Consider the following 12,130-nt stretch of genomic DNA (forward strand, 5'->3'; position numbering starts at 1 on the left):
AATGTTCTTCTTCAGGATTTTGTGATGACTGTGAAGGGGGATGGATTCTCCTGGGGGCCGAGGAAGGCTGGGCGGCGGAGGTTGGCGGAGGAGAAGGCGTGTTCCCATGCTGGGGATTGGAGTTCGGGCATGGGTTTGGCGGCGAAGAGTTTGCGGCACTGCTTCGCGGTCCAGCGGGCCCAGGTTTTGGATTTTTTGCGGCGGGCGCTGTCGGTGGAGATGCCGGTGCCGGCGTACATCTGGCGGTAGAGCTTGGAGAGGAACATGAAGGCGACGCGGGCGCGGAGGGTGGGAGTGCAGGCGCTGCGCTGCCAGATGGAGGTCCAGTCGTAGAAGCGGTCCCAGACTTTTTGAGTGCGCTGGCTGATCTCGGCGGAGCTCATAGAGGGATGGGGCGTGAACATTTTGGGGCGGATGGCGGTGGGGATTAGCCAGTAGCGGGTGATGGGGATGTCGCCGGTGGGTGTTGCGACGACTTCGGGTGCTTTGGCTTGCTCCTTTTCCCAGCGGGCGAAGTCTACGGTGCCGGGGAAGGGCGTCATCATGACAAATTGGGCGAAGGTGACGCCGGCTTTGAGGGCCATCTCGACTGTGGCGTCGAAGGTGGCGGGCTTGTCGGTGGGGAGGCCGAAGATGAAGGAGCCGAGGACGTGGACTCCGTGCTTTTTGAAGGTTTGGAGCTGGCGGGCTAGCGCTTCACCGGAGTAGTTGAAGTCTTTGAAGACGGCTTTGAGGCCTTCGGGAGTGACGGCTTCTACGCCTACGAGTGCGCCTTTGATGTTGGCTTTGCGCATGGCGTCGAGGTACTCGCCGTCTTCGCCGGCTTCCATGGTGATCTGGGTGAAGAAGACCATGTCTTTGGGGAGTTTGGCTAGTTCGGCCATGAGGAGGAAGCGTTCGGCGCGGATGGCGGTGAGTTCGGCGAGTTTGGCTTCGTTGTTTTGTTCGCGTGCGAGGCGGAGGTCGGTGAGGGTGACGGGGTAGAAGTTGTCGTCGGCGAGGGCGATGAAGCGGAAGCCGATCTGGCGGAGGTTGACGATCTCGTCGATGACGGACTGGTGGGGGCGCTGGCGGGGCTGCTGGCCGTCGGTGCGCCAGACGCTGCAGAAGGAGCAGTGCTTGGGGCAGCCACGGATGGTTTGGACGGAGGCCCACATGTACTTGTCGCGGGGCATGAGATCCCAGCGGGCGGCGAGGAAGTCGGTGCCGCCGATGCGACCGCCTTCGTAGATCTTTTCGGGGTCTGCGCCGGAGAGAATATCAGTGACGGCTTTGCCCCAGGCGATGTCGCCGTCGCCTTTGACTTCGGCATGGGCTTCGCCTCGTTCGAAGGCCTCTTCGGGGAAGAGGGTGGCGTGGATGCCGCCGTAGATGACCCAGGCTCCGCGCTCGCGGGCGATGCGTCCGACCTCGTAGCCGCGGAGGGCGTTGCCGGTGTGGACGCTGATGCCGACGATGTCGCCGGACTGGATGGATTCGGGGATTATTTGTTCAATGGATTCGTCGATGAGGATGGGGTCGCCTGCGAGGGAGGGAGTTGCGGCGGCGAGGACGAAGAGCCAACGAGGGGTGATTACAGCGGTCCCAAAGGAGTTATCGCTGGGATTTACGAGATGAACACTCAAGAATCCAACTTTGCTGATTACGGTGGTTTCACAGAGTGTTTGAGAGTGGAACGAATCAGCACCTAGCTGCGGCTGGGCCCGAGTGCCGGCCGGGAAGATTCCCGCCAGACTATGTTGCCTATCATACAGAGGCAAGATGAAGGCAGGCTTAAGGTTACGCGCAGAGGGACGGGCGATAAACGCACATCTGTGCGAGTTTCTGATTGCGAGGGATTGTGAGAGTCCGCTACACTTCTCGCGCGAGCGTAATTTCAAAGGCATTCATGAAAATTCACGAGTATCAGGCAAAAGAGATTCTGCGGAAGTACAGTGTGCCGGTTCCGGGCGGCGAGATGGCGACAACCCTGGAACAGGCTGATACCACGGCGAAGAGCCTGTTTGGTGCGGGAAATAAAGTTGTGGTGGTGAAGGCGCAGATTCATGCCGGTGGGCGTGGCAAGGGCGGTGGCGTCAAGCTGGCGAGGACACTCGAAGAGGCGAATGCGGCGGCGAAGGCGATTCTGGGGATGCAGTTGGTGACGCACCAGACGGGGCCTGCCGGGCAGAAGGTGCAGAGACTGCTGATCGAAGAGGGATCGGCGATCGAGCGGGAGCTTTATCTCGGGCTGGTGCTGGACCGGGCTTCGGCGAAGGTGGTGTTTATGGCCTCGCAGTCGGGTGGGATGGAGATTGAAGAGGTGGCGCATGCTACGCCGGAGCTTATCTACAAGGAGTACATCGATCCGGCGGTGGGTTTTGCGCCTTATCAGGCGCGGAAGCTGGCGTTCAAGCTGGGATTGAAGACGACGCAGATCAACGATGCCGTGAAGTTTATGACAGGGTTGTACAAGGCGTTTGTGGAGACGGATTCGACGCTGATGGAGATCAATCCTTTCATCACGACGAAGGATGACAAGCTGCTGGCGCTCGATTGCAAGATCAACTTTGATGACAATGCGATGTTCCGGCATAAGGATCTGAAGGAGCTTCGCGATCTGGCGGAGGAAGATCCGCTGGAGGTTGAGGCGAGCAAGTTTGCGCTCAACTACATCAAGCTGGATGGCACGATCGCCTGCATGGTGAACGGCGCTGGGCTTGCGATGGCGACGATGGACATCATTCAGTATGCGGGTGGGAGTGCGGCGAACTTCCTCGATGTCGGCGGTGGCGCGAACCAGGAGCAGATTGAGAATGCGTTTGGGATTTTGCTGAGCGATCCGAATGTGAAGGCGATCTTCATCAATATCTTTGGCGGAATTTTGCGCGTGGATGTGCTGGCTCAGGGCGTGGTGAATGCCGCGAAGAAGCTGGGCGTGAAGATTCCGATTATTCTGCGGCTCGAAGGAACGAACGTGGAAGAGGGCCGGAAGATTCTGGCGGACTCGGGATTGAACTTTCAGGTGGGCACGACGATGAAGGAAGCCGCGGATCTTGCTGTGGCTGCTGCGAAAGGTGGCAAGTAATGGCGGTTTTGGTTGACAAGAATACGCGGCTGATTGTGCAGGGGATTACGGGGCGTGAGGGTACTTTTCACGCGAAGGGCTGCGCGGAGTATGGGACGAAGGTTGTGGGTGGTGTGACGCCGGGTAAGGGTGGGACTACGCATGAGGGTTGGCCAGTGTTCAACACCGTCGAAGAGGCGGTGAAGGAGACGGGGGCGAATGTGTCGGTGATCTTTGTGCCGCCGCCGTTTGCTGCGGATGGGATTCTGGAGGCTTCGGCTGCAGGGGTGCCTCTTGTGATCTGCATTACCGAGGGGATTCCTGTGCTCGACATGGTGAAGGTGTGGGAGTTTGTGAAAGGGACCGGATTAAACGGCAAGGGGACGCGTCTGATTGGGCCTAATTGTCCGGGGGTGATTTCGCCGGGTAAAGCTAAGGTTGGGATTATGCCGGGGCGGATTCACAAGGAAGGCTCGGTGGGGATTGTTTCGAAGTCGGGCACGCTGACGTATGAGGCGGTGTACCAGCTGACGACGCGGGGGATTGGGCAGTCGACGGCGATTGGGATTGGGGGCGACCCGATTATTGGGACGACGCATATCGATGCGCTGAAGCTGCTGAATGAGGATCCGGAGACTGAGGCGATCATCATGATCGGTGAGATCGGCGGGTCGGCGGAAGAGGCTGCGGCGATGTACATCAAGGAGCATGTGAAGAAGCCGGTGGTTGGGTTTATTGCCGGGCAGACGGCTCCTCCGGGGAGGCGGATGGGACATGCGGGGGCGATCATCTCGGGCGGCGAGGGGACGGCTGCGGACAAGATGAAGGCTATGACCGAGGCTGGGATTACGGTGGTGAAGTCGCCTGCGGAGATTGGTGAGGCTATGGCGAAGGTGCTGGGGAAGGCTTAGTTTCTTCGGTTGTAGATGTGGCAGGGAGAAGGCATACCCAGGGGCTAAAGCCCCTCCTGATGCGCTGATTTAGAGACCCAAGGCCAAAGCCTTGGGGGTACCTAGATGCAGAGGCAACTGCAAAATACGGGGGTCTCTCCACTGCGCTGCTCACGATGAGACTGTGAGCAGCTTCGGTCGAGATGACGCTTCTACGGTTTTGCAGGAGAAAGCAAAAGCAAAGTCAAAGCCAAATGCAAATGCAGGCGTTCTTCGCTCCACTTAGGATGACAAGATTTATTGGGCGTTGAGAGAGAAAGGCCGCAGAGTGAGTGCTCTGCGGCTCTTTTTTGTTGGGAAGCGCTGATCACTTCGTTGTTACGGAGGGTTATTTGATGAGGGTGCCGGTGGTGTCGCGGTACTCGATGGGGCCTAGGTTGAGTTCCTTTAAGCCGGGTTCGATTTTGGCGCGGTCACCTACGGCCATAAGGATGAGCTGGTCGGGATGGACGTCGGTTTGGGCGGCCTTTGATACTTCGGCGGGGGTGACGGCTTCGTACCGGGCGGGTAGCTTGGCGAAGTAGTCGAGGGGGAGGCTGTAGACGAAGAGTTGACGGAGGCCGCCGATGGAGGCTTTGGTGGTTTCAAAGTCTCCGGGGAGTGAGTGGAGGAGCGAGTCCTTTGCCAGTTTGAGTTCGGCTTCGGTGGGAGGCTCGGTGCGGATGCGGTTGAGTTCGAGCATGAGCTGCTTGGCGGCGGGAGCGGTGACGTCGGTGCGGACCTGGGCTCCGCTGTAGAAGGGGCCTCCAGTGCGGTACATCATGAAGCCTGAGGTGGCGCCGTAGGTGTAGCCGTGTTCTTCGCGCAGGTTCATGTTGATGCGGCTGGCGAAGAGGCCTCCGAGGACGTTATTCATGATCATGACGGCGGGGTAATCGGGCGTGGTGCGAGGAAGGCCGAGGCCGATGGCGAAGAGTGCGGTTTGTGGTGCGCCGGGTTTGTCGACGATGACGATCTTGAGGCCGGGTGGGGCGGGGGCAGGAGGTACGGCGATGGTTGTGGCTGCGGAGCCGGACCAGGGGGCGAAGTACTTGTCGGTGAGGTGCTTGACTTCGGATTCAGTAACGTCGCCGGCAAGGACGAGTGCGGAGTCCTTGGGGCCGTAGTGGGCTTGCCAGAAGCTGGTGATGTCGTCGTGGGTGATGGATTTGATTCCATCGGTGTTGCCGATGGAGCGGATGCCGTAGGGGTGGTCCCCGTAGAGGGTGTGGAAACCAACGCGGAGGACGGAGGCTACGGGCTGGTCGCCTTCCTGGAGGATGGCGACGAGGCGCTGCTTGCGAATGCGCTCAACCTCTTCAGGGGCGAAGGCGGGGTGCTCAATGACGTCGGAGAGGAGGTCGAGGCCCGCTTCAGTGTTGTTGCTGAGCGCATTGAGACTGGCGTTGGCGCTGTCTACGTCGGCGGCGGAGGTGAGGGTGGTGCCGATCTGCTCGGCGTTGTCGGCGAGTGTGGTAGCGGAGCGCTGGGTGGTGCCTTCGGTGAGGAGACGGGCGGTGAACCCTGCGAGGCCAGCCTTCGCGGGTGTGTCGGACTCGCTGCCGGCGCGGGCTACCACTGCGGCGCTGAAGACAGGAAGAGAGTGATCTTCGAGGAGATAGACCTGGAGGCCGTTGGCGAGGGTGAAGGTTTTGGGGACGGGGAGGTGGAAGGCGGTGGTTGGGCCGGGTGCGGGTGCGGTCTTGCGCCAGTTCTGCTGGTCTTCGAACTGCGCGGTGTAGGGGGCGGTGAGTTTGACGTCGGCGTCAGTGTTGTCCGGGCTGCGCGGGACGTCATCGACTACTTTTTTGCCGGGCACGCAGTTGACGACGACGCTTTGATCTTTGCCGAGGTACTGCGTGGCGGCTTGCTTGACGGAGGCAATGGTTGCGGCCTGATAGCGAGCAATGTCCTTAGGAAGGTAGCCGGGGTCGTCGAGGAACTGGTTGTAGCGATCGAGGGTGTCGGCTACGCCGCCGAAGCCTCCGAGGCGCTGGAGGCCGGTGATCTTGGCGGTGACGTCGACGGTGCGGGCGCGGTCGAGTTCGGCTTGCGTGGGCCCTTCGGATTGGAGGCTGGCTATTTCTTTCCAGAGGGCGGCTTCAAGGGTGTCGAGCGAGACACCGGGTTTGGCGGTGATATCGCACTGGGCGATGGAGCCCAGCTTGAGATCGTTGAGATTGCAGGTTACGGTCTGGGCGACTTGTTGCTCGTAGACGAGCTTGCGGTAGAGACGGCTGGCTTTGCCTCCGCCGAGGATGTGAACGAGAAGATCGGTTTCTGCGTCGCCGGGAGTGAAGACGGGAGGGGTGAGCCAGGCTACGGAGAGGCGCGGGAGTTGGACGGAGTCGGTGACGGTTGCGCGTTTTTGGGCGTTGATGGGTGGGGTTTTGACGGTGACGGGTTCGACGGGTGGGCCTTGTGGGATAGGGCCGAAGTATTTTGTGAGGAGAGCTTTTAGCTTTGCGGCGTCGAAGTCGCCGGCGATGGCGATGCTGGCGTTGTTGGGGGTGTAGAAGTGCTGGTGAAAGTCGCGGATGTCGTTGATGCGGGCGGCTTCGATGTCGGCGTGGGAGCCGATGACGGAGGCGTAGTAGGGGTGCTCGTGGGGGAAGAGCATGTGGTACGCCTGCTCGTCGGCGAGCGCGTAGGGAGTGCCTTCGCCCTGGCGGCGCTCGTTGCGTACGACGTCGCGCTGGTTGGTGAGCTTGACGCGGTCGAGGCCTTCCAGGAGAAAGCCCATGCGGTCGCTTTCGAGCCAGAGGCCCAGCTCGAGCTGGTTGCTGGGGAGGGTCTCGAAGTAGTTGGTGCGGTCGAAGTCGGTGGTGCCGTTGATGTCGGTGGCGCCTGCGCCTTCAAGGTATTTGATGTGGGCTTTTTCGCCGACGTGCTCGGAGCCTTCGAACATCATGTGCTCGAAGAGGTGGGCGAAGCCGGTGCGGCCAGCCCGCTCGTTGAGTGGTCCGACGTGATACCAGAGGTCGATGGCGACGAGGGGGAGGCGATGGTCTTCGTGAGTGAGGACGACGAGACCGTTGGGGAGGGTGTACTTTTCGTACTTGAGTTCGGGGAGCTTCAGTGGCTTGGCGGCCGGCAGATTGTCTGCAGCAATTGCCATTGGCGTAGTTACAAGGCCGCATAAAAGTGCTGCGGCAAATTTTTTGAATGCGAACTGGGGTGCTTTCATCTGTTCTCCACGGAGGCCCGGCAGGTTTTTTAGAGAGTGCCTGCGTACTCAGATTGCAATGGTGAAAGGATGATATCAACCTGGTGGGCGAATGACCTGAAGATAATGCGGTGTTGCGGCTCTCGGGTTTGTATACTGCCCCAATGCGTCTCCATTCGATCCCCTGCGTTCTAACGTTGGCTGCTGCGTGTGTGTGTTTGAACTCTGAGGCTGGGAATGCTCAGACCGGTGTTCAGGCGGTTTCGGTTTCTTTTCCTGCTGCGCAGTCGGCGAAGCCGCTGGACGGACGGGTGTTGCTGCTGTTGTCGAATGATCCATCGGAGGAGCCTCGGATGCAGATCGACGACACGCCGCGGAGCCAGATGGTGTTTGGGGTTACTGTGGATGGGCTAAAGCCGGGCGAGAGCGTTGTGGTGGACGATAAGGCTGCGGGTTATCCAATCAAGAGTTTGAAGGACGTGCCGGCGGGGGATTACACGGTGCAGGCGGTACTAGATGTTTATGAAACGTTCCATCGTGCGGATGGGAAGACGATCAAGCTGTCGCCGGACCGGGGCGAAGGGAAGCATTGGAATCTTGCGCCGGGGAATTTGTATAGCAAGGCGGTGAAGGTGCACGTCGGGCCGGGCAGTGCGCCGATCGCGATCTCGCTGGATCAGGTGATTCCGCCAATTGTGCCTGAAGCGGATACAAAATATGTTCGGCATATCAAGATTCAGAGTGCGCTGCTGACGAAGTTCTGGGGGACGCCGACGTATCTGAGTGCGGTGGTGCTGGTGCCGGAGGGATTCGATGAACATAGTGAGGCGCATTATCCTCTGATCATCTTTCACGATCACTTTGTGACGGGGTTTGATGACTTTAGGACGACACCGCCGGATCCGAATTTGAAGCCGAACTACTCGGAGCGATTTCATCTTGCGGGATATAACCGGATCCAGCAGGAGGAAGCTTACAAGGAGTATCAGCAGTGGGCCAGTCCGAAGTTTCCCCGTGTTTTGATTATGAAGATTCAACATGCGAATCCTTACTATGACGATTCGTATGCGGTGAACTCGGCGAACCTGGGGCCGTATGGAGATGCGATTGAGACGGAGCTGGTTCCTGCGGTGGAGAAGCAGTTTCGCGGGATCGGGCAAAGCTGGGCGCGGTTCATGTATGGCGGGTCGACGGGCGGATGGGAGTCGCTGGCGGTGCAGATCTTCTATCCGGACCACTATAACGGGGCGTTTGTGGCTTGTCCCGATCCGGTGGACTTTCATGCGTATATGTCGCGGGATCTTTATAAAGATGCGAATATGTTTTACCTGCAGGGCGCGAACAAGCAGGTGGAACAGCCGGCGATGCGGGACTATCTGGGGCATACGCTGATCTCGATGAGGGACAACATTGCGTATGAGGCGGCGCTGGGGGATCATGGACGATCTGGAGAGCAGTTTGACATCTGGCAGGCGGTGTATTCGCCGCAAGGGAAGGATGGGTATCCGGAGCCGATCTTCGATAAGGAGACCGGGGCGATCGATCACAAGGTCGCAGAGTATTGGAAGGAGCACTATGACCTGAACGCGAAGTTGCAACGGGATTGGAAGACGCTGGGGCCTAAGCTGCAGGGAAAGATTCACCTGTATGTGGGCAGCGACGACACCTATTTCTTGAACGATGCGGTTTATCTGATGGAGGACTTTTTGAAGGCGACGGGAACGCCTGGGCATGGCGTGGCCTATGACGGCGAGGTGCTCTATGGCCCGCGGGCAGAGCACTGCTGGAATGGGGATCCGACGCTGCCGAATGCGCTGTCGCGGCTGCACTACAACACTATGTACCTGCCGAAGATCATGGATCGCATCGAGAAGACGGCACCGGCCGGGGCAGATGTTACGAGTTGGCGGTACTAGGACAGACGGTCGGCTTTTGCAGAAGTTAACTTGAAATCAGCAATAAATTGGGCTTTCTTTGGATTCCGATCGATTTCAGCCTGCAAAAGATCTAAGTCAGTAAAGATTAAATTGCACAAAATCCCTTTCAAATGCATCAAACTGAGGCAGCGGTGGAGATCGATCCTTGAGGCACGCCTTCCACTCCGCTATCAAATCCGCCGGGGGACTAGACGTGCCAACAACTATCTTCGCGCCAGACGCACCGCTGATCAGTATTACTGATGCCGTCGCCTTTGAAGCACGCGTGGGCCTGTCTGCTACGCCTAAGACCCTGTCCCCGTGGCTCTTCTACGATGAGTCTGGTTCGCGCCTCTTCGAACAGATCACGGAGCTGCCGGAGTACTATCTGACCCGGACCGAGCGTGGCATCTTTGCGGCCAACGCCGATGAGATTCTTCGCGAGGCTGCGCTTGGTCAGGGGCCGAGCGGAAAGCTTACCCTGATCGAGCTAGGTGCTGGAACGGCGACCAAGACCGGCATCCTTCTGGCGGAAGCCGTTCGCCAGCAGGGGAGTGTGGTGTACCAGCCTGTTGATGTTTCCGAGACGGCTCTCGCCGAGGCCAGTGAAAATATTCTCGCCAATATTCCTGGCGTGACGGTCCGCTCTCAAGTCGCTGACTACACTCGTGAGGCTCTCCCGCTCAACCGCCTACCCGACACGCGGACGCTGGCTCTTTACATTGGTTCCAGTATTGGTAATTTCATGCCGGAGGATGCGAGGGATGTTCTTCGCAACCTCCGCGCGCAGTTGCTTCCCGGGGATACTCTTTTGCTGGGCACGGACCTGGCGCCGAACGGTGGCCCACACGCCAATAAAACTGTAGCCACGCTGCTTGCCGCATATGACGACGCCGCTGGGGTGACTGCGGCTTTCAATCTGAACGTGCTTGCGCGTCTCAATCGTGATCTGGGGACTGATTTTGCGTTAGCAAACTTTCAGCATCGGGTTCGTTGGAATCCCGCTCAGTCACGCATTGAGATGCACCTGGAGTCGGTCATCGCTCAGCGCGTTCATGTCCCGGCTAACTCCAGCGGTCCTGCCTTCGCTGTCGACTTTGCACGGGGCGAGAGTATTCACACCGAAAACAGTTACAAATTCACCTCGGCTGCGGTTGAGGAACTTCTCGCGTCGGCGAACTTCAAGAAGACCAGGTCCTGGGAGGACCCGCAACATCTGTTCGCGGTCACGCTGGCGACTGCGGTCTAATTCAGAGGCTTCCGCGCCGATAGTCGCCGCTCTTCCCGCCGGTTTTGCGCATCAATACCACCTCGCGGATTCGTATTCCTTTGTCGAGTGCCTTGGTCATGTCGTAGATGGTTAGCGCCGCGATTGAGGCTGCCACCATCGCTTCCATCTCAACGCCTGTGCCTGCAACTGTCGCTGCGGTTGCTTCGATCGCGACGCCACCTTCGACAATTTTTGTCTGTATGTCTACGAAGCTCAGCGCTATTTGATGACACATCGGAATGAGGCTTGAGGTTTGCTTCGCCGCTTGAATACCTGCGAACCGCGCCACCTCGAGGGGATTGCCTTTGGGATTTTGCGGCAGCGCCTCGAGCACCGCGTCGGACAGCTCGACGAACGCTGATGCCACGGCCTCGCGTCTTGTTGCCAACTTGTCGCTGACATCCACCATGTGCGCCTCGCCGGTCTGATCGTAGTGCGAGAGATGCAGCGGGACCGGGGACCGGGGAGGGAAGTCCGCATCATTGCCGAGAGGTTCGGGGGCGTCATCCATCAGCTGTTCGGAGGTGTAGTCTACGTCGTCCATCCTACAAGCCTACCGCAGGAGAATCGTGATGACATCCCCGGTGGAGAAGTGATCTTTGTCGGGTGGGAGGACCGCATAGCAGTTCGCTTGCGCATTCGCGGCCAAGTCGCCTGATCCCTGCCAGCCTACCAATCGTACCTCTGGGCGGACTCGGTTGGAGGTCCATCTGGCGGGGAGCACACGCATCAGGCCGGCCTTTCCTGCGAGGCCCTCTGCCAGCGTCGCCTGCAGAAAACGCGGGCCCTGGACTTCGGACCCGCCCATCGCACGGAGCACCGGTTCGACGAAACAATGGAAGGTCACTTGAGTCGAGACGGGGTTTCCGGGCAGGCCGAAAAAAAATTGGGCGGGGAACTGGTCGTCAGCCGGCAACCTGCCGAAGACCAGGGGTTTGCCTGGCTGCATCTTGACGCCGGTGAAGAAGAACTCTGCCCGCAGGCTTTGCAGTACCTCTTCGACCAGGTCGTACTTGCCCATGGAAACGCCACCGGACAGCAGCAGAAGTTCGCAATGGCGTGCGGAACGAATGGTTTGTTCGAGTTCAGGTCGCCGGTCCGGAGCAATCGGGAGCTGGACGGGTTCTCCGCCAGCGTGCCTGATCAGCTCAGACAGACCGTAGCTGTTCGAGTTTCTGATCTGGTGCGGCCCGGGCGTCGCTGCGAGGTCGACAAGTTCGTCTCCAGTTGCGACGATGGCTACCTTTGGCCTGCGATAGATCTCTAGCTCTGTGTATCCGCAGGAGGCGGCGAGAGCTACCTCCGCGCCCTCGATTTTAGAGCCAGAGGCCAATACTGTTTGGCCGGCCTGGGCCTCGCTTCCCTGGGGAACGATGTTTTCTCCGCTTCGAATCAGGCGTCCAGCAAGTAAGCGTATCGAGTTGTTGGTGCGTTCCACATGTTCGATCATCACGACAGCGTCGGCGCCTGCTGGAGTTGGTGCGCCGGTCATGATTTCAATCGCGGTATTTTGTTCGAGGGTGCTGCCCCGCCACTGCTCACCGGCCCTGACCTGGCCGACTACCTTCAATGGACCGAGCGTGTCGGACGCCCGCACAGCAAACCCGTCTCGGGTCGACCTATTGAATGGCGGCTGATCGCGATCCGCGAGCACGGGCTGGGCGAGTACGCGGTCTCCGCAGGCCAGCAGCGCGAGCGGTTCGCTTGGCGGACGTGGAAGATCGGTTGCGTGTTGAAGCACCTTCGTCAGAGCTTCATCGAAACCGAGAACTGCGGCCGCTGACTGCATCCTCTTCTCCTTCA

At 59.3% G+C, this 12,130-nt stretch carries 8 protein-coding genes; 4 read left to right on the top strand and 4 right to left on the bottom strand.

Going from position 1 to position 12,130, the window contains the following annotated elements; genetic code table 11:
* Positions 1-11: 11 nt before the first annotated feature.
* The gene (locus HDF12_RS06100; RefSeq protein WP_179581682.1) at positions 12-1,625 is read right to left on the bottom strand and encodes a B12-binding domain-containing radical SAM protein; all 1,614 of its coding nucleotides are present in this window, start codon (positions 1,623-1,625) and stop codon (positions 12-14) included.
* A 263-nt stretch (positions 1,626-1,888) separates the two neighbouring features.
* Here HDF12_RS06100 and sucC point away from each other — a divergent pair, with 263 nt between their 5' ends.
* Positions 1,889-3,067 carry an ADP-forming succinate--CoA ligase subunit beta gene (gene sucC, locus HDF12_RS06105; protein WP_179581683.1) on the top strand — a complete coding sequence of 393 codons (1,179 nt, stop codon included), beginning with the start codon at positions 1,889-1,891 and terminating at the stop codon, positions 3,065-3,067.
* A complete protein-coding gene (sucD, locus tag HDF12_RS06110) occupies positions 3,067-3,957 on the top strand; it encodes a succinate--CoA ligase subunit alpha (protein WP_179581684.1) in 891 nt (296 codons plus the stop codon). Before sucC ends, sucD begins: the two co-directional genes overlap by 1 nt.
* 367 nt (positions 3,958-4,324) lie before the next feature.
* On the opposite strand, the gene HDF12_RS06115 is transcribed toward sucD, so the two are convergent.
* Entirely contained in the window at positions 4,325-7,162 is a 2,838-nt protein-coding gene (locus HDF12_RS06115; protein ID WP_179581685.1) for a M16 family metallopeptidase, read from the bottom strand.
* Between the two features lie 143 nt (positions 7,163-7,305).
* Between HDF12_RS06115 and HDF12_RS06120 the strand changes: the two genes are divergently transcribed.
* Positions 7,306-9,057, top strand: a complete 1,752-nt coding sequence (locus HDF12_RS06120; protein ID WP_179581686.1) for an alpha/beta hydrolase — start codon at positions 7,306-7,308, stop codon at positions 9,055-9,057.
* A gap of 166 nt (positions 9,058-9,223) precedes the next feature.
* Positions 9,224-10,306, top strand: a complete 1,083-nt coding sequence (gene egtD / locus HDF12_RS06125) for an L-histidine N(alpha)-methyltransferase (RefSeq protein ID WP_218892309.1) — start codon at positions 9,224-9,226, stop codon at positions 10,304-10,306.
* Position 10,307: 1 nt separating this feature from the next.
* Here egtD and moaC read toward each other — a convergent pair whose 3' ends face one another.
* Both moaC and HDF12_RS06135 read right to left on the bottom strand, forming a co-directional pair.
* Complete coding sequence (gene moaC / locus HDF12_RS06130) at positions 10,308-10,871, bottom strand: cyclic pyranopterin monophosphate synthase MoaC (RefSeq protein WP_257025376.1); 564 nt, start codon at positions 10,869-10,871, stop codon at positions 10,308-10,310.
* Between the two features lie 9 nt (positions 10,872-10,880).
* Entirely contained in the window at positions 10,881-12,116 is a 1,236-nt protein-coding gene (locus tag HDF12_RS06135) for a molybdopterin molybdotransferase MoeA (protein ID WP_179581687.1), read from the bottom strand.
* Between the last annotated feature and the right edge of the window lie 14 nt (positions 12,117-12,130).

The sequence above is a fragment of the Tunturiibacter gelidiferens genome (assembly GCF_013410115.1).
GTDB lineage: Bacteria > Acidobacteriota > Terriglobia > Terriglobales > Acidobacteriaceae > Edaphobacter > Edaphobacter gelidiferens.